Annotated in this window: 17 protein-coding genes; 14 read left to right on the forward strand and 3 right to left on the reverse strand. The window is 61.6% G+C overall.

The genetic code is table 11. The annotated features are described in order from the left end of the window. Positions 1–9 precede the first annotated feature (9 nt). The 8 genes from KXR72_RS20305 (at position 10) to KXR72_RS20340 (ending at position 10275) form a co-directional block, all read left to right on the forward strand. Positions 10–2220 (forward strand): polysaccharide biosynthesis tyrosine autokinase, encoded by a 2211-nt coding sequence (locus tag KXR72_RS20305; RefSeq protein WP_437422913.1) that lies wholly within the window; start codon positions 10–12, stop codon positions 2218–2220. Positions 2221–2373: 153 nt separating this feature from the next. Further along, entirely contained in the window at positions 2374–3435 is a 1062-nt protein-coding gene (locus KXR72_RS20310; protein WP_437422914.1) for a glycoside hydrolase family 5 protein, read from the forward strand. A 357-nt stretch (positions 3436–3792) separates the two neighbouring features. Continuing rightward, on the forward strand, positions 3793–5049 hold the full coding sequence (locus tag KXR72_RS20315) for a hypothetical protein (RefSeq protein ID WP_437422915.1): 1257 nt from the start codon (positions 3793–3795) through the stop codon (positions 5047–5049). Continuing rightward, positions 5009–5887 (forward strand): glycosyltransferase family 2 protein, encoded by an 879-nt coding sequence (locus tag KXR72_RS20320; protein ID WP_437422916.1) that lies wholly within the window; start codon positions 5009–5011, stop codon positions 5885–5887. The genes KXR72_RS20315 and KXR72_RS20320 overlap by 41 nt, the downstream gene beginning before the upstream one ends. Further along, a complete protein-coding gene (locus KXR72_RS20325) occupies positions 5877–6638 on the forward strand; it encodes a WecB/TagA/CpsF family glycosyltransferase (RefSeq protein WP_437422917.1) in 762 nt (253 codons plus the stop codon). The genes KXR72_RS20320 and KXR72_RS20325 overlap by 11 nt, the downstream gene beginning before the upstream one ends. Before the next feature lie 99 nt (positions 6639–6737). Then, on the forward strand, positions 6738–7769 hold the full coding sequence (gene gmd, locus KXR72_RS20330) for a GDP-mannose 4,6-dehydratase (protein ID WP_437422918.1): 1032 nt from the start codon (positions 6738–6740) through the stop codon (positions 7767–7769). A gap of 159 nt (positions 7770–7928) precedes the next feature. Further along, entirely contained in the window at positions 7929–8849 is a 921-nt protein-coding gene (locus KXR72_RS20335) for a GDP-mannose 4,6-dehydratase (RefSeq protein ID WP_437422919.1), read from the forward strand. Between the two features lie 337 nt (positions 8850–9186). Beyond that, complete coding sequence (locus tag KXR72_RS20340) at positions 9187–10275, forward strand: polysaccharide biosynthesis/export family protein (protein ID WP_437422920.1); 1089 nt, start codon at positions 9187–9189, stop codon at positions 10273–10275. A gap of 107 nt (positions 10276–10382) precedes the next feature. On the opposite strand, the gene KXR72_RS20345 is transcribed toward KXR72_RS20340, so the two are convergent. Further along, positions 10383–10577 carry a hypothetical protein gene (locus KXR72_RS20345; protein WP_437422921.1) on the reverse strand — a complete coding sequence of 65 codons (195 nt, stop codon included), beginning with the start codon at positions 10575–10577 and terminating at the stop codon, positions 10383–10385. Positions 10578–10843: 266 nt separating this feature from the next. Here KXR72_RS20345 and KXR72_RS20350 point away from each other — a divergent pair, with 266 nt between their 5' ends. The 3 genes from KXR72_RS20350 to KXR72_RS20360 all read left to right on the forward strand — a co-directional run bounded on the left by KXR72_RS20350 (position 10844) and on the right by KXR72_RS20360 (position 14098). Then, complete coding sequence (locus KXR72_RS20350; RefSeq protein ID WP_437422922.1) at positions 10844–11638, forward strand: PP2C family protein-serine/threonine phosphatase; 795 nt, start codon at positions 10844–10846, stop codon at positions 11636–11638. Beyond that, positions 11635–13188 (forward strand): protein kinase domain-containing protein, encoded by a 1554-nt coding sequence (locus KXR72_RS20355; RefSeq protein ID WP_437422923.1) that lies wholly within the window; start codon positions 11635–11637, stop codon positions 13186–13188. Before KXR72_RS20350 ends, KXR72_RS20355 begins: the two co-directional genes overlap by 4 nt. Before the next feature lie 61 nt (positions 13189–13249). Further along, entirely contained in the window at positions 13250–14098 is an 849-nt protein-coding gene (locus KXR72_RS20360) for an FHA domain-containing protein (protein ID WP_437422924.1), read from the forward strand. 5 nt (positions 14099–14103) lie between these two features. Here the strand turns inward: KXR72_RS20360 and KXR72_RS20365 are convergent, their stop codons facing one another. Together KXR72_RS20365 and KXR72_RS20370 are read right to left on the reverse strand one after the other, a co-directional pair. Continuing rightward, the gene (locus KXR72_RS20365; RefSeq protein WP_437422925.1) at positions 14104–15345 is read right to left on the reverse strand and encodes a sensor domain-containing phosphodiesterase; all 1242 of its coding nucleotides are present in this window, start codon (positions 15343–15345) and stop codon (positions 14104–14106) included. A gap of 178 nt (positions 15346–15523) precedes the next feature. Beyond that, entirely contained in the window at positions 15524–16546 is a 1023-nt protein-coding gene (locus KXR72_RS20370; protein WP_437422926.1) for a sensor domain-containing diguanylate cyclase, read from the reverse strand. A gap of 364 nt (positions 16547–16910) precedes the next feature. On the opposite strand from KXR72_RS20370, the gene KXR72_RS20375 reads away from it, so the two are divergent. From KXR72_RS20375 to KXR72_RS20385, 3 genes are all read left to right on the forward strand, one after another. Then, a complete protein-coding gene (locus KXR72_RS20375; RefSeq protein WP_437422927.1) occupies positions 16911–17954 on the forward strand; it encodes a TRAP transporter substrate-binding protein in 1044 nt (347 codons plus the stop codon). Positions 17955–18005: 51 nt separating this feature from the next. After that, entirely contained in the window at positions 18006–18533 is a 528-nt protein-coding gene (locus tag KXR72_RS20380; RefSeq protein ID WP_437422928.1) for a TRAP transporter small permease, read from the forward strand. Continuing rightward, positions 18530–18840: TRAP transporter large permease subunit (locus KXR72_RS20385; protein WP_437422929.1), on the forward strand; the 311-nt coding region annotated here is incomplete at its 3' end. The genes KXR72_RS20380 and KXR72_RS20385, both read left to right, overlap by 4 nt.

Genomic DNA, 18840 nt, shown 5'->3' on the forward strand with positions numbered 1-18840 from the left:
GGAACTTCAATGACCACCATGCCCAGACCTATCTACGAAACCAAAGAGGAGAAGGACATTGACCTCGCCCATCTCTTTGACACGTTCATCAACAATAGGGCGCTGATCCTTACCATTACAGGCTTCTTCGCTGCCCTCGGAGTCGCCTATGCGCTGTTGGCGACACCGGTTTACCTCGCCAGCTCGATGATTCAGATCGAGCCGAAGAGCGGCCTGCCAAGCCTGACCGATGTGGTTGGCAATGCACCGGCCGTATCGCCTGCGGAAACCGAAATTGCCTTGCTGAAATCGCGCGCGGTAGTCGGCGGCGCTGTCGAGGCGCTGAACCTGGACATCATTATCGAGCCCCACTTTTTTCCGATCATCGGCGGCTTCGTCTATCGCCGCTTCGAGCCGACTGAAGAAGGTGAACTAGGCTGGTATCCCGATGGCTTCGAGGCTTACGCGTGGGGCGGAGAGACGCTGCGGGTGACCCAGCTGATCGTGCCTGACAAGATGCACGGCGAAGAGCTGACCCTGGAAGCCGCAGAAAATAATGGGTTCATCCTGCGCGATCCGGATGGCGAAGTCGTTGCGCAGGGCACCGTCGGCGAGCCCGTCGAAACGCCAGACTACGGCATTACCGTCGCCGAATTGAACGCACGCCCAGGCACCACGTTCAGCGTGACGAAGAATCGCACCTATGCCACCACCGAGGACTACCAGCAGCGTCTCGCCGCGGGTGAACGCGGTAAGCAGTCGGGCATCGTCAACGTCACGCTCGAGGACACCGACCCTGAAAAGGCCGTCGTTGTGCTCGAAGAAGTCGCCCAGCGCTACGTCGAGCAGAACGTTGCACGCAACGCCGCCGAAGCGACCCAAAGCCTCGAGTTTCTCAGTGAGCAGGTGCCTGAAGTGCGCCGCAAACTCGACGCTGCCCAGACTGCGCTGAACGAATACCAGACTGGTAACCGCTCGGTGGACATCTCCGCCGAGACACAGTCTGTGCTGGACCGCATCGTCGACCTGGAAAAGCAAATCTCCGAGCAGAACCTCAAGCGCACCGAGATGGAGCGGCGATTCACCCGTCAGCATCCGAATTTCCAGGCACTGATGAACCAGATCAACCAACTGCAGCAGCAGAAGGCCGAGCTGGAAAAGCAAATCGGCACCCTGCCCTCGACCCAGCAGGAACTGCTTCGCCTGAACCGTGACGTGGAAGTTTCTTCCGAAACCTACGCGATGTTGCTGAACAAGACCCAGGAACTGGACATTATCCGTGCCGGCACCGTGGGCAACGTTCGCATCATCGACCACGCCGCAGCCGATATCGACAACCCGATCAAGCCGAACAAACCCCTGATCGTCATCGCGGCGACGCTACTCGGTGCGATCCTCGCTGTGGCCTTCGTCTACGTTCGCGAAGCACTCAAGCGCGGCGTCGAGAACCCTGAAGAAATCGAGCGCGTCGGTATCCCGGTTTACGCCGCCATCCCGTTCAGCGAGAAGCAGAGCGCGATCGAAAAGCGCCTGGCTAACTTCAAGCGCGACAAGAGCAACGCGTCGTACCTGCTGTCGATCAGCGACCCCGCGGATCTCGCCACCGAGGCCATGCGCAGCCTGCGTACCAGCCTGCACTTCGCGATGATCGAAGCGAAGAACAACATCCTCATGATCACCGGTCCGAGCCCGGCGGTGGGCAAGTCCTTCGTTACCAGTAACCTGGCGGCCGTCATCGCGCAGTCCGGCAAGAAGGTGTTGCTGGTCGACGCCGACATGCGCAAGGGTTACCTGCACAAGGTCATGCGTTGCCAGGCGGACAAGGGCCTGTCGGACATCCTCTCCGGCCGGATTACCCTGTTTGACGCAATCCAGAAGACGCAGATGAACAACCTGCACGTCATCACCCACGGCCAACTGCCGCCCAACCCCTCCGAGCTGCTGATGCACGAGAATTTCTCGCGCTTCGTCAAGGAGATCAGCGGCATGTACGACCTGGTCATCTTCGACACCCCGCCGATTCTCGCCGTGACCGACGCGGCACTGGTGGGCAGCCAAGCCGGCACCACGCTGATGGTCACCCGCTACGGGCTCAACGGCGTGAAGGAAATCGAGTTCGCCAAGCGGCGCCTGGAGCAGAACGGCTTGCTGGTCAAGGGCGTCATCTTCAACGCGGTGATTCGTAAGGCCTCGACGTACAGCGAATACGGCTACTACCAGTACGAATACCAGAGCAAATGATGCCTGCGCCCGACCGCCCAAGGCGCGTCGGGCCAGTCACCGACAGCCGAAGCGCCAGCCTATCAGGCTGTGTCCTTCGGCTGCCGCTGGCCGATCTGTCAGCGCAACCCGGCAGCGCGCGCTGCGCTCTGCCCCGCTTGCACGGGTAACCCAATGAATACGAACCGATACTCGCCTCTTCGCGCCGCGATGCGGCTCGCCGGCGCCATTGCCCTCGCGGCCTGCACGACAGTTGCAACCGCGCAGGATGATCAACAGCCGCGCGGCATCGATCTTGTAGGCATCAACCTGTCCGGCGCCAACTTCGCGCCTCACGTCAAGCCAGGCAAGCTGGGCACTCATTACTTCTTCCCAGAAAAGAAGCATTTTGCCTATTACGCCAAGAAAGGCATCCGGGTCATCCGTTTCCCATTCATCTGGGAGCGCCTGCAACATGATCTGGACATGGGCTTAAACTTCGACCACATCCGCATGCTGCGCAAGACGCTGGACATGGCCGCGCGCCACGACCAGAAGATCATCCTCGATATGCACAATTACGGCCGCTATAAGGATCAGCTCATCGGCTCGCCAGCGGTGCCCTACACGGCCTACGCTGACGTCTGGCGTAAGCTGGCCGAGGAATTCAAAGGCCACCCAGGCCTGTGGGGCTACGACATCATGAACGAGCCGCACTCGACCAAGGGGCTATGGCCCGGCGCGGCCCAGGCAGCCGTGGATGCCATCCGCGAAGTGGATGACCAGACGCCGATATTCATCGAAGGCGACCGCTGGGCAAGTGCCTTCCATTGGCGCCATGTCAACGAAGACCTCATCCTCGAAGACCCTGCCAACAACCTGATCTATGAAGCCCACCTGTATCTCGACAAGGATTTTTCCGGGCGCTACGCCGAGGACGAAACCGTCGACCCCATGCTTGGGGTAGAGCGCGCTCGCCCTTTCGTCGAATGGCTTCAGGCGCATGGTCTAAAGGGCTTCCTGGGCGAATACGGCGTGCCGGCACATTCAAGTTCGATGCTGGTTGCGATGGACGAACTGCTCGGTTACCTGAACGAGCACTGCATACCCAGTGCCTACTGGGCCGGCGGGCCGGGCTGGGGCAACTACGTCATGGCCATCGAACCCATCAAAGGCAAGGACCGGCCACAGATGGAGGTGCTGCAAAAGCACATTGCCAACTCGTGTAGCCAGCTCGGCCCGAAAGCCGATCGCTAGGGAACCAGTGCACCCAATGCCGCGCCTAACATCGCCGCCACTGCTTCAGACAAGCGGCCTGACCGGTCACGGCCGCGGGTCCGCCGGTGAGACTCTCGTCGGAAAAACCGCAACTTTTGAAAAAACCTCGGTTTTTTACGCAACCCACGCCAGCAAGGGCTGTCCAACCCCTCGTCCGGCCAAGGTGGCAGAACGAGAGACAGGCGCGCCGCGCTGGGTAGTGCCTTCCGCCCTCGTCGAATCTGGCCTGGTTTTACCTACCGGATCGACGGTCAGGAGCGCCGCACCCTGGACGAGAAGGCTTGAGCTGCAGGCACGTAGTTCTGGACAAAGGAAAAGCACCGAAGGATTCAGGTGATGACGACTATCAGCTCAAAACTCTTTTTTCTCCCGCTCACCGTGCTGGCGATCATCCTGCATTTTTCGGTGTTCGGAGACAGTACCCACAACCCCATCGGCTTCAAGTTTCTGAACGAAGCCTACCTGGCGGTGTGCCTGGGCTTCGCGGCGTTGCTCGTACTCGCCAGCGCCGAAGAAGCCTCACGCGAACTTCGAGTACTCATGTACTACGCGGTATACAGCATCTTCGTTTTCACGGTGCTGCCTGCCCTATTCGCCCACTTCACCTTTGGCCAGCCGATCATGTATGGCCTGATCGAAGAGCGGCGAATCCTCTTCACCTTTGGTTTCGTACCGCTGCTGTTGCTGTCGAAGCGCATCAGCACGCTGCAGTTCGAACGCGCCATTATCTATGCCGCCCTGGTTGCGGTGATTTTGTCTTGGGGCTTCAAGTTCGGCCTGGTGCCGGACCTGCGTGAGGAACAGACCGCGTGGGACCGCCCGGACCGCTCCTCCATCGGCCCCTTCCTGATCTGTTTTGCCTACTTCTACTCCATTCAGATCTGGTCGAACGGCAAGTCGCCGATCAATGGCGCTGCTCGGCAACGCAGCGTTTATATGATCATCGCCGCCATCCTTTTGCTGACGCTGGTATTCGCCACCCAAACGCGCCAGCTGATCGTGCTGTGCCTGGCCTTCACCCTGTTCTGCCTGCGGGCCAAGGCGGTCATTTGGGCCGCCTCGCTCTGCGTGCTGCTGTCGCCATTCTTCTTCTATCCCGCACTGCTGGAAATGTTCGGCATGAACCTTGAGTTCTATCAGGACAACTTCAAAGGCGGCGTCGAGGATGGGGTGCGTCCGTACACCATCGCCTCGGTGTTCAACCACCTCGACCTGGTCAACTGGCTGCCGAGCGGATCACTGTCATTGATGTGGCAGGACGGTTTCATTCCCTACTTTGGTGAGCATTTCTTCCTGTCGGACATCGGCATCATCGGCACCCTCTTCCGCTTCGGGTTCCTGACGTTCCTGCTGGTCCCGCTAACGCTCTATGTCTATCGGCGCATCGCATGGAATATCAATCCGCAGATGGGGTTCACCTATTCGGTGATGCTGGCCTTCTTCGTGATCTGGCCGCTGAACGGGCTATTCGAATACACCCAACCGGTCATCTGCATGCTTTTAGTGATCCACGCCCTGAGAGCACGTCATCTTCGCAGCAAGGAACGAGTCCATGAACGTCGCACTTATTCTCAACTACAGAGCTGCTACTGAGACCATCAGCTGCGCTGAGAGCCTGCTGGCCCACTGTCCGACGATCGATCACATCGTTGTGGTGGACAACGACTCCCAGGATGGCTCGGCAGCCATGCTCCAGCAGTGGCTGGACGACAAGGCCTACGCGAACGTGACCTTCCTGCCCAACCCGGAGAACAACGGGTACGCCGGCGGCAACAACTACGGCCTGCGCTGGGCGATGGAACATCTCGAGCCGACCTATTTCTGGGTGATCAACAACGACACCTACGTCGACAGCGATGCGTTCTCGCCGCTGCTTCAGGCCCTTAAGCAAAATGACCGACAGTTCGTAGGCTCGCTCGTGCTGAGCGCCGATACCGGCCGGCTGGAGTGCTATGGGGGTGGAAAGCTTTACCCGATCCTCGGTAAGGCCAGGCTGCTCGGCAAGAATCAGAGCCTGGAAGCCGCCCAGCAGGAAACGCACGCGCCGGACTACATCATGGGCTGCAGTCTCGCCTTCTCGGCGGCCCTCACCCGAGAGATCGGGCTAATGGACGAGGCGTACTTCATGTACTTCGAAGAGGTGGACTGGCAGTACCGCGCGCGGCGCCACGGCATCGCCAGCCAAGTCATTCCAGCCAGCCGCCTGTTCCATTACGGCTCCCTGAGCCTGGGCAGCCGCTCGGCGTTCTACCACTACTATCGCAACCGCGCGGCGACCCGCTTCAACAAGCGGTTCTACGGACCGGCGTTCGCGCTCACTTCAGCCTTTCTTCTGTCAGCGGTCACCACGCTCAAGGAATATCGGAATCCCACCTTGGCCTGGTCGGGTATCAAAGGCGCATTCAAGGGAGTAGCAATGAGTGTCAAGTGATACTACAGCGTTCGGAATCGACTTCTTTTCCGGTAGCAAACAGGCATTTCTGAATGGCTTACGAGAGGGCGTTAAGCAGCCGTTCTCGTTCGTCGTCACACCCAACGTCGATCACCTGTTGCAGATGGAGACCGACGGGCAATTGCGCGACGCCTACGCCAAGGCGCGTTGGCGGCTGTGCGACAGCCGCATCTTGCTGTCCCTGCTGGATCGACTGGGCGTACACCTTGCCGAGGCCATCCCGGGCAGTGACCTGACCCTCGACCTGCTCAAATGGGCCGATCGGGAACACCTGCGAATCGTCCTGATTGGCGGGCAGGAAAGCGAGGCCACGAAACTGCGGGCCATCTACCCCGGCATGACGCTCTACCACTACAACCCGCCGATGGGCTTCATCAAGAACCCGGACGAGGTGCAGCGTTGCTTGGAGTTCGTTCGCCAGAACCCGTCGGAACTTGTGCTCTATGCCGTCGGTACGCCGCGGGGTGAAGTGCTGGCTGCCGCGACCCAGCCGCACGAACGAACGGGCATCGGTTTCTCCATCGGTGCCTCGATCTCGTTCGCAACCGGGACCATCAAGCGCGCACCGAAATGGATGCGTGAGTGCAAGCTCGAGTGGCTGCATCGCATGTGCATGGAACCCAAGCGGCTAGCCAAGCGATACCTCGCCGATGCGCTCTACATCGTACCGGCATATCTACGGGAAAAGAGCCAGCGGCAAAAGGCTACCCCAACCAAACAGGAATCCTGACCATGGCGAGCGCCTGGCGAGAAACCTGACGGATGAGCTGCACCGCGCTAGCGGTGCAAAACGAAACCACCCTTCAATCACAGGAATACAGGGAAGACCATGAAAGCGATCATCACAGGCATTACGGGACAAGACGGCGCTTATCTGGCCGAGCTGCTGCTTGAAAAAGGCTACACCGTCTACGGCACCTTCCGCCGCACCAGCTCGGTGAACTTCTGGCGCATCGAAGAACTCGGGATCGACAAGCACCCGAACCTGCATCTGGTCGAATACGACCTGACCGACCTCTCGTCGAGCATCCGCCTGATCGAGACGACCGAGGCCACCGAAGTCTACAACCTGGCGGCGCAGAGCTTCGTGGGCGTCTCCTTCGAACAGCCATTGACCACACTGGACATCACCGGCGCGGGCGCGGTGAACCTGCTCGAAGCCATCCGTATCGTCAACCCGAAGATTCGCTATTACCAGGCTTCCACCTCCGAGATGTTCGGCAAGGTGCAGGCGATTCCGCAGATCGAGACCACACCGTTCTACCCACGCAGCCCCTATGGCGTAGCCAAGCTGTACGCGCACTGGATGACCATCAACTACCGCGAGTCCTACGACATCTTTGGCAGCAGCGGCATCCTTTTCAACCATGAGTCGCCGCTGCGTGGCCGCGAGTTCGTGACCCGCAAGATCACCGACTCGGTCGCCAAGATCAAACTTGGCCAACTGGACGTGCTCGAGCTCGGCAACATCGACGCCAAGCGTGATTGGGGCTTCGCCAAGGAATATGTCGAGGGCATGTGGCGCATGCTGCAAGCCGATGAGCCGGACGTGTTCGTGCTGGCGACCAACCGCACGGAAACCGTTCGCGACTTCGTCACCCTTGCGTTCCGCGCGGTAGACGTCGACCTGGCCTGGGAAGGGGCTGGCGATCAGGAAATGGCGATCGACGCCGCGACCGGCAAGGTGGTGATGCGCGTCAATCCTAAGTTCTACCGCCCGGCAGAGGTCGACCTGCTGATCGGCAATCCACAAAAAGCCAAGGAAAAGCTCGGCTGGGAGCCGAAAACGTCGCTCGAGCAGCTGTGCCGCATGATGGTCGACGCGGACCTGCGCCGTAACCAACAGGGTTTTTCGTTCTGATCAGTCGGTGGTGCCGCGTCTAGAAGGCACCACCCTGGAGGTCGCCGGCTCCGCACGCCCCTCGCGTGCGAGGCCGGTTCACCTCGCCAGGCAGAAGCCGAGCCGACCTACCGGCTTGGCCGACGCCGGAACCGAAAACCTCATCCTGTTGAGAACATCATGCTGAAAGTGCTGATTACGGGCATCACCGGTTTTACCGGCCGTTACATGGCAGAAGAACTGGCGGCACGTGGCTATGAGGTGCATGGCCTAAGCTACCGGCAGCCCAAAGGCGAACTGCCAGCGGGCATCTCGGCGATCCATTGTTGCTCGCTGAACGACGGCGAAACGCTGCGTTCGCTGCTGGCCGACATCCGACCGTCCTACGTGGTCCATCTGGCCGCAGTGTCCTTCGTCGCCTTTTCCGATGCGGACGCGATCTACCAAGCGAACCTCCTGGGCACTCGCCATCTTCTCGAAGCGTTGCGTAGCACCGCGTCAGACCTACGTGCCGTGCTGCTCGCCAGCAGCGCCAATGTGTACGGCAACGCCACCGAGGGCGTGCTCGACGAGTCCACGGCCCTGGCGCCCGCCAACGACTATGCCGTCAGCAAGGTCGCCATGGAATACCTGGCCAAGCTGTACGCCGGCCGGCTGCCGCTGATCATCACGCGGCCTTTCAACTACACAGGCATCGGCCAGGCCGAGCAGTTTCTAATACCCAAGATCGTCGCGCACACGCGACGCAAGGCTGCGGTCATCGAGCTAGGTAACCTCGACATCGCGCGGGATTTCTGTGACGTCCGCCAGGTCGTGCAGGCCTACCGGCGGCTGCTCGAGACACCGGCAGCCATTGGTGAAACCGTCAATATCTGCTCAGGGTCGGCCTATACGCTGGAGTACGTCCTGCAGCATGCAGCAGCCATTTCCGGCCATCGGATGGAGGTTCAGGTCAACCCCGCGTTCGTGCGGAGCTCGGACGTCAAGAACCTCTTCGGCAGCAAGGCCAAGCTGACCACGCTCATTGGCGATCTCTCGCCGATCGAACTTCGCGACACCTTGCGCTGGATGATCGAAGCGCCGCCGCAAACCCTGCAGTAACAGACCGCTGTAAGGCTCCTGCCTCCGCCCCCTGCTCACTTGCCTTTCTTTATCTGCCCATGCGCTCGGAACGAGTGCAGGAAGAAGCGCCCGTGCCAGAGCAGCTGCGCATGAGTCCATCGAAACCTGTGAAGCATTCGTGATCATCGTCGTGAACCGGAAAGGAACGAAGCGGTCTATGGCTACTGTGAGCGAAACAGGCCCTTCGGTACGTTTCGCGCCCGCAAGCGAAGAGGTAGTCACGGCCCACGGCCAACGCTGCCCTTCCTTTGGTCCAAAGTGATTCCAGCCGTTTCACTTCGTGAAAAACAACTATTCCGTCAAGGATGAAGCCCCCATGAAACCATTATTTGCTCTCGCGTTCTCCTCGGTGCTGGTGTTGCAGGGATGCGTTTTCGCACCCGGCCAGCATCTCGATCCGGACGTCTTCAAGGATGGCTCGGAAATGGAAGATGGCACCGTTCAACTGCGGCGCATCACGCCAGACATGCTCAAAGGCGAACTGTCTTCGGACATGGGTACGTCGAGCAAGCAGGAGTTGCTGGATTACAAGCCCGAGGCTTACCGCATCGGCGCGAACGACCTGCTCTATATCACCGTCTGGGATCACCCCGAGCTAACGGCACCGTCCGGCCCGCAGCAGCAAATCGACGCGAACGGTCGACTGGTCCGCCCTGATGGCACCCTGTTCTACCCCTACATCGGCAATGTCCAGGCCGCCGGTCGCACCATCGAAGAACTGCGTACGGAGATCGCCCGCCGTCTCGCCAATTACGTCGACAGCCCACAAGTCGATGTCAGCCTGCTGCGCTTTGGCAGCCAGCGCGTCGTACTCTCAGGAGCGTTCACTACCGCCGGCGAAGTACCGGTCACCACCGCCCCGATGACCATCGTCCAGGCGATTGGCCAAGCTGGCGTGGATACCGACACCGCTGACCTTTCCGGCCTGATGCTCAAGCGCGATGGCCGCGAGTACATGATCAACCTCGACGACCTGAACCGCCCGGATTCCTGGCTGCACCAGGTCTACCTGAAGGACGGGGACCAGCTGCACCTGCCCTACAACGATCAGAAGAAGATCTACGTACTGGGTGAAGTCACCCAGCCGCAGGCACTGAGCTTCAAGACAACCAGCTACAACCTGATGGACGCCATCGGCACGGCGGGCGGAATTCGCCAGGAAACGGCCGACGCCGAAGCCGTCTACGTCATTCGCGGTGCGGAGAACATTGCTACCGAGAAGGCCACGGTCTTCCAGCTCAATGCCAAGTCCCCGACTGCCTTCGCGCTGGCCAAGAGCTTCCCGCTCCAGCCGCAAGACGTGGTGTTCGTAGGGCCTGCCGGAATCACCCGCTGGAACCGTTTCATCAGCCAGCTGCTGCCGTCCGCCTCCGTGGTTGGGGTTGGCGCAGCCTTCAACCGCTGATGACCATGCCGGCCTGAGTACCAGGCCGGTCGCAAAACCGCAGCATGCCTAGCGCAGCTGCGGTTTTTTCGTTTCTGGGCTGGGTCGAGGCAGCACGATGCGGCCGTTCACTCCGTTGGAATATCGGGCTCGCTCTTGAACAGACCGAGGTTTTCGTCGGTGAGGCCGGCATCGTCCGGATCGGACATAGGCGTATCGTCGATGCGCGCCCCGTCTGGGTCGCCCGGAAGCGATGCCCCCGCGTCAGGATCGTTGGCCGCTTGCAACGCCAGTGATGCGATGGATGTCAGTTCGTCACGCATGATTCACCTCTCGACCAGGCCCCGATGGCCCTTCCACTTAGGACCGCGCACACGCACTCAAGGCGTTGACCATCGGTCCGCAAGCGGCTGGTCAGCACTTTTGCGGACCAAGGACCCAGCTGCAACGCAGCGATTACGAAGCGCAAAGCCGACTGGTTAACACTTTCCCAGCCTGGCAAGCCGACGGACGGTGACAGTCGCCTACAGCCAACGCATCATGCCCAGGATCGCCCGTGGCCCGTCACCCCAGGATCCTGATCCCCCGCATGGCTCGTAACGCCCCCTCACATTCGCTAGATTTTGCCGGCCTGACCTCGCCCGGACAAAAGCGCGATCACAACGAGGATGCGCTGCTCTGCTGCCCACCATTGGGCCTCTGGGCAGTGGCCGATGGCATGGGCGGCCACCAGTTCGGCGAAGTAGCCAGCGCCCTCGCGCTGCAGACGCTAGAGCGCGCTATCGCGGACGGCGCTGAGTTGCAAGCAGCGGTGCACGCCGCGCATCACGCGGTACGCACTGCCGCACCCCGGCCAGGCATGGGCACCACAATCGTCACCACCTTGTTCAACGGCGCTGATTTCCAGCTTGCCTGGGTTGGCGACAGCCGCGCCTATCGGATCAACGCTGAGGGCATCGTTGCACTCAGCCGGGATCACAGCTGGGTTCAGGCAATGATCGATGCGGGTGAATTGAGTCCTGACGACGCGGCTCGCCACAGTCGGCGAAACGTGATTCTGCAATGTCTGGGGCGTGACGAGACGCCGGAAGTCGGCCTGCTCTCTGCCACGCTGCACCCCGGTGAGCTGCTGCTCTTGTGCAGTGACGGACTGACCGGCGAGCTGACGGACGCCGATATTCACCAGCAGTGCACCGAGGCCGATACGCTCGAACAGCTGGTCGACCGGCTTATCGCTGTGGCCAACGCCCGGGGTGGGCGGGACAACATCACCTGCATCGTACTCGGCCGTACCCTGGCGGACCCGTCCGCTCTAACGCTTGGGCAGCGAGTGCTGCACCTGCTGTCCAAAACCCTCAAGTCTTTGGTAGGCCGCGCGTCATGACCGATCGGATGTTGGAAGTACCCGGCTATCGCCTGCACAAGCGCCTGGGCAAAGGTGGGATGGCCGAGGTCTATCTCGCGACCCAGCTGTCGCTCGACCGTGAGGTCGCGCTGAAAATTTTGCTGGCGACCAATGACGAGGCCTTTGTCGAACGCTTCATTCAAGAGGGCCATATCGTCGCCTCGCTGCGCCACCCCTCGATCATCACCATCCATGACATCGGCCAGATTGCCGACGGCCGTCATTACCTGGCCATGGAATACATCGGCGGCGGCGACCTGGCCCAGCATCGCGGCACCGTCCTGTCACCCTCACGTGCGCTGGATATCGTCCGCCAGCTTGCCGGAGGGCTGGCGGTGGTTCACGACAACGGCCTGGTGCACCGCGACGTCAAGCCTGCAAACGTGCTGTTTCGCGATGACGGTAGCGTCGTGTTGACCGACTTCGGCGTCGCCAAGGCAGTGGAGCTGGACAACGAACTGACGCACTTCGGCATCGCCGTAGGCAGCCCCGCCTACAGCAGCCCTGAGCAGGCGCAGTGCCAGACGCTGGACGCACGAAGCGACATCTACAGCCTTGGCGTCATCCTTGCCGAGATGCTGCTCGGCACCAACGTCTTTCGCGCGGCCAGTTATCCACAAACGGTGCTCAATCACCTGCAGCTTCCGCCGCCTGACCTGCCGCCCGCCCTGGCGGATTACCAGACGCTGATCAATCGCATGTTGGCCAAACGTCCGGAAGGCCGCTTCGCCAATTGCCGCGAATTGCTCGATGCCATCGACACGCTCACCGAGCCGGACATGGACATGACCCGCATCGCCCCGGCGCTCGATCTGGGCGTGGAGGCCCGGCCAGCCCCACGCCAGCGCAAATGGCGCTGGGTGATCGCGACAGCCTTGGTGTTGCTCATCGCCGCGCTGGGCATCGGCGGGCATCAGTGGTATCGACATCAACAGATCGAGCAGTGGCTCGCACGGGCCGAAACACGCCTAGCCGAAGGCAGCCTGACAAGCCCGGCCGATGACAATGCCGACCACTATTTCCGACAGGCCCTGCGCCTGGATGACGATAACGCCCAGGCGCTGGACGGACTGCGCCGGGTACTCGAGGCCCGCATCGATGGGTTCCTCGCACTCGCCGCGCAACGACTTGCCGACGACCAGCTGCTGCAGCCCAGCGAGGATAGCGCCGTCCACTATTACCGCCAGGTGCTGGGCTGGGTGCCGGATCACCCTGACGCGTTGGCGGGCATCCAGCAGGTATTGCAACGCTACGCGGCGCTGAGCGAGGCCGCATTCGATCGACGCGAATACGCGCTGGCGCTCGAATATGTCCAGCAAGGGCTCGAGGTCGCCCCGGAAGATGCGACGCTGCTGGCGATGCGTGACGACCATCCACGGCGCGTCGCCAGCGCTCGCGCCGCCCGTGCCGCCCGCTCGCCCAGCCGTTCGCAGGCTACCGTCGCGCCCCGCACAGCCCCCTCGACAAACTCCAACACCCAGGCCACCGCCAACCCGGTCAAGCGGCTCTGGAATCGATTGTTTAAATAATGACCGGCGAGCCTTGCCGACAGGCGAGGCATGGTCCTTCAGTGCATAGGTAAAGCCCCAGATGCTCAGGATTCACTTCGTTGACAACCGCCAAGCGCCCGTCTGGCTAGCGGATGAGCGGTTCACCCTCGGCACGGATGCCAGTAACGACCTGGTACTCAAGGATGCAGACGTAGGCCCGTTTCACGCCGAACTGCACCAGGCGAATCGCTTCTACTACCTCAGCGACCTGGGCACTCCAGGCGGCACCTTCGTCAACGAGGAACGCATCGGCGAGCGCTACCAGATCCGCTCCGGCGACCGCGTACGCCTGGGTTCGGTGGAATTGCAGATCATCGACCCCGCCAAGGCCGGCGCCCGGGCCGGCCAGGCGCCGCGCTGGCTGCTGCAGGTGCTGCAAGGCGAGAACCAGAGGCACAAGTACCACATCACTGGCTCGATGACCTTCGGCCGGTCCGTCAAGTGCGAACTGTGCTTCAGCGACCCCGAACTGTCGCGCCGGCATGCGGAATTTTTTCTCAAGGGCGATGTGCTGGAGGTCAAGGACCTGGCCTCGGCCAACGGACTCAAGGTCAACCACGAGCGCGTCACTACGGCAGTCCTGCAACCGGGCGATCAGGTCCAGCTCGGCAGTACCACGCTGCTGGTGATCGGCCCGAAGGTTGCGGTCGCCGAGCAGGTCGACGAAGACGCTACCGTCTTCATGCGTGCCTCGGAGCTGCCTCCCGTCGCGACGCCCGCACCGGCTCAGAAAACGCCTGCGCCACGTCCATCGAGCCCTAACCCGCTCAAGCCAGCCGCAGCTGCTGCGCCCGTGCGCCCCCAGGCGAGCGAGCCCCGGCGCTATCGAATGTTACTGGTGTTGCTGGGCGTCGCCGTAGCCGTCGCGATCGCCGGGCATTTTCTGTAAATGATTTAGCGCTGCCCGGCCAGCCGTTGCGGGTGCCCGAGGAGGTAGCCCTGCGCCTTGATTACATTGAGCTGGCGAAGCACTGCCAGCTCGTTTTCGGTCTCCACGCCTTCGGCGATGATCTTGCACCCCGTCTCTTCGGCAAACCGGATCAGGGCGGCCGCCAGGGCCCGCGAGTGCGTGTCGGTATCTACGTTGGTGATCAGGCTGCGGTCCAGCTTGATCACGTCCGGTCGGAGTTTAAGGATGTGGCGGAAACTGGCGTAGCCGGCGCCCGCATCGTCCACGGCCAGGCGCAGGCCCCGGCGTCGTAAGGGTTCGAGCGTCGATGCGATCACCGCATAGTCGTCGATGGAGCTGTGCTCGGTGACCTCAAGCATCAGCCGCTCCAACGGATGGTTCGACAGCAGGCGGACCACGCTGCCGTCCAGGATCGCCGAAGGGCAAGCATTCAGTGACAGGTAGACGTTGTCGTCTACCAGGTCCAATCCCCGCAGCGCCTCTTCCAGCAAGGCGATCTCCAATTGCGAACGCAAACCTACCTGGCCGGCCTCGTCGAACCACTTGTCCGGTGAGCGGTAAGGTTCAGGATGGAAGCGCGCCAACGCCTCGTAGCCTACGACGCGCTGGTCGAGCAAATGCATGATCGGCTGATACAGCGTGTGATAGCTGCGTTCCGCCAATACCTGCGAAATGCGCGTCAACCGTTCCTCGAACACCTTCTCGCTGGCAGCGTGACGCTCTAGCAGCCGACCGGCGAATTGGGCGAAGAGATGCAGCGTGCTGACGTCATAGTCGCGCAGGGTATCGTCCGGCTCGGTGCTAAAGCAGCAGAAGGTCCCGTAGAGCGTCCCGTCGCTGAAGCGGATCGGCACGCTGAGGTGCGCCCCCACCGGCAGCTCGCGTGTGATAGGGAGCGACAGCGCCTCGCGCAGTTCGGTCGCGTCGCGAATCAGCGACGGCAACCGACCATCGACCACCCGCTGGCAATAGCTGTCCTCGAGCGGGCCGGCATCGCCCGGCTTGAGCGGCAGCGCACGAATCTGCCCCTCGATATAACGGAACACGCGTTGACCATCGCGAAACTGGCTGATGAACGCGACCTCCATGCGCAGGTGTGATTTCACCGAGCGCAACGCTTCAGACAACATTTCGCCTACGGATAGCTGGCTGGCATCGAGCCGAGCCAGGGCGGATACCGGATCACTGCCCAGGCTGGATAACAGGTTGGTGCGGGAGTCAGGCATTGGCACCTCCAGGCAAATCTCGCGCGCAATTCATCGCGCGGTTGCGAAGCGGTAGGAAGGTCCCCGTAGCCGGTTCAGAATAGACAGCCATGTTCTCGCCGTTGCACCGGCTGCACCGCGCTTTCGTGTCGCCATCGGAACCCATACAGGGGTCGACATCCGGATACATGGTCACCTCCTAACCAAGCTCGATGCTGTTGCGGCCGTTGGCCTTGGCCCGATACAGCGCACTGTCGGCCCGGTAGATCGCCTGATCCAACGACTCCTCGGCCTGCTTGAGCGTGGCGCCAAAGCTGATGGTCATGCTCAGGCTGATGTCATTGCACAGCAGCGGCGTGTCGACGATCGACTCCCTCGCCCGCTGGGCCAGCGCCGCCAGTTCTTCAGGCTGGTTGACCATCGCCAGTATCAGGAACTCCTCGCCTCCCAGGCGCACGAGAATGTCGTCGGCTCTCAGCGTGGCCTTGAGGCGGCGCGCCGCCTGCACGAGGGCCTGGTCACCTATCGCGTGGCCGTAGCGGTCATTGATCGGCTTGAAATGGTCGAGGTCACCGTACAGCACGGCGACCTTCATCTCGTTCACCCGCGCTGCTTTTTCAAGCACCTGACCGAAGTAGTCCAACCCCTGTCGGTTCCAGGTCTGGGTCAGCGGGTCGGTCATGCCGCGGTGGCGTTCCGCATCGAGCGTTTGGTAGAGGGTACGGATATGCGTGCTTTGCACGCGGTGCAGCACATGCCATTCGGCCAGCGAGGCCAAGTCGACAAGCATGCCGCGCTCGGTATCGGTCAATTGCCGCGGTTCGGGATGCAGCAGGCACAAGGTCCCAATTGGAAAACCGTTCACGCGGATCGGATGCCCGGCATACAAGCGTATGTAGGGGGGCGCGGTGACCAGGGGATTGGACAGGAAGCGAGGATCATCGAGCGTATCGGGCACCACCAATGAATGGCGCTGCAAGATGGTATGGCTGCAGAACGCGATGTCACGGGAGGTCTCGCTCAACGGCATGCCGGTCCGGGCCTTGAACCACTGCCGGTCCCGATCGATCAGGCTGATTAGCACCGTTTCCACGCCAAACGCCTTTCGGGCCACCCCGACCAGAGTGTCGAGGTACTCATCTGCTGCGGTGTCGAGCAAGTTCAGGCAATCGAGCGTGAACTGGCGCAGGGCTTCTTCGGGATGCGGCGGCGCAGTGATCATGGCGAAACTTCGTCAGGGAAACGATGCGGTCATGCCGAGCGAACGGCAAGCCGGCCTACGACAAATCTAGTTCAGGATTTCGCATCCTGCCCCTTTTCACCGTGCTAGAGCGGCCGTGGTCCTAGCAGCCATCAAAATGCGCTACATCGTCGGCGTGGTAGCCTGACATTGCCGGCCAACAAGTCGTGCGGTAATCGAACAGTTACGTCCGTTTATCGCCCAGGCGCGGTTGCGAGCGCTTCGCCGGATTGGTTTGATTGCCTTGGCTGACCGGCACGCCGATGCCGATCGACTTGATGCCGCGCCGGAAGCCGCCAGGCTTCGCGGCCCGACCACGACAAATACAACAACAAAGGATACGACCATGGCTAGTTTGCCCAAGGCCCTGCTGGCACTGGTTTCAGCCAGTTGCCTGAGCCTGTCCGCGTTCGCCCAGGAGGCGACCGTGACGCTCAAGGTTCATCATTTCCTCCCTGCGCACTCGTTGACCCAAGCCGACCTGCTCAAGCCATGGGCGGACGAAATCACCGAGGCCTCGGATGGGCGCATTCAGTTCCAGTTCTACCCCTCGATGCAGCTCGGCGGCACTCCGCCGCAACTGGCCGATCAGGTGCGTGACGGCGTTGCCGATATCGTCTGGACCCTGCCAGGCTACAACAGCGGTCGTTTCCCATTGATCTCTGTCTTCGAGCAGCCTTTCATGAGCCGTTCGGCCGAAGCCAGTAGCCAGGCGATGTGGGAGTTCGTCGAGAAACACGGGCAGAAGGAATTCGAGGGCATGCGCCTGCTCGCGACCCACACGACGGACGGCGCCTTGATCCATACCACCAAGAAGCCCATCACCAAGATGAGCGACTTCCGTGGCATGAAGATCCGCGCTGCCAACCGCACCTCGACCAAGCTCATATCGCTGCTCGGCGGCACGCCTGTCGCCATGCCCGTACCGCAGACGCCCGAAGCCCTGTCCAAAGGTGTCGTCAATGGCGCCATCCTGCCGTGGGATGTGGTGCCCGCACTCAAGCTGCACGAACTGGTTTCCCATCACACCGAAATGGCCGAAGGCCAGCCGGCGCTGATGTACACCGTGATGATCCTGGCGATGAACCCGGCGAGTTATGACAAGCTGCCCGATGACCTGAAAAAGATCATTGACGAGCACAGCGGCCTGACCCTGTCGCGTCGGGCCGGCCAGCTGTTTGATGACAAGGCCGTCGAGGGTGGGCACCGCCTGGCCGAGCAGCGAGGCAACACGATCCATCGCTTGTCTGCCGACGAGCAGCAAAAGTGGATGAAGGTTGCCGAGCGCCTGGATCAGGACTGGATCGAGGAAGTCGAGAGCAAGGGTTACGACAACGGCGCCGCCCTGCTCCAGGACGCCCGAGACCTGGTCAAGAAGTACAGCCAGTAATCTATCGAGGCCGCGCCGGGTTCTCCGGCGCGAAGCCCTGCGGAGATCCCCATGAGTGAACCCGTACTCCAGGCGCCTGCCGTGCCTGAAGGTGCGTTCGGCCGCGTGCTCGACCTGTTGTCGCGCCTGCTGGCCTTCGTCGGTGGCCTGTTGCTGGTCGCCATGACGCTGATGGCCACCTACAGCATCGCCATGCGCGCCCTGTTCGACGAGCCGCTGCTCGGCGACGTCGAGCTGGTGCAGATGGGCTGCGGCATCGCCATCGTCTTCTTCCTGCCGCTGTGCCAGTTGCGCCGGGGCAACGTCATTGTCGATGTCTTCACCCTGCATGCGCCCGAGGGCGTGCGCCGGGGTCTGGATGCGCTCGGCGGGGTGCTGATGGCACTGGCCGCCGCGCTCTTGGCCTGGCGCTCGGTGATCGGCACGCTCGATGCCTACGGCACCGGTGAGGAGTCGATCATCATGGGCTTGCCGATCTGGTGGTCGATGACCGCCTTTGCACCAGGCTTTGCGTTGTTGGCGGTGGTGGCGTTGTACACCGCCTGGAAGGATTTTCGTGGTGAGGGCAAGCCCGCATGAGCAGTGTTGAAATCGGCGGGCTGTTTCTCGCCATCCTTCTGGTTCTTCTGGTGGTGCGCATCCCGATCGCCATCGCCATGCTGCTGACGGGTGTCGGTGGCTACGTCGCGATCAGCGGCTGGGCGCCGCTATTGAGCTACCTGAAAACGGTTGCCTACGCGCGCTTCACGGTTTACGACCTGTCGGTGATTCCGCTGTTTCTGCTGATGGGCCAGTTCGCCTCGCGCGGCGGCCTTGCCAGCGGCCTGTTCCGCGCGGCGGCGGCGATGATAGGTCACTGGCGCGGCGGCCTCGCCATGTCGGCGGT

The sequence above is a fragment of the Stutzerimonas chloritidismutans genome, assembly GCF_051486945.1.
GTDB classification, from domain to species: Bacteria; Pseudomonadota; Gammaproteobacteria; order Pseudomonadales; family Pseudomonadaceae; genus Stutzerimonas; species Stutzerimonas chloritidismutans_B.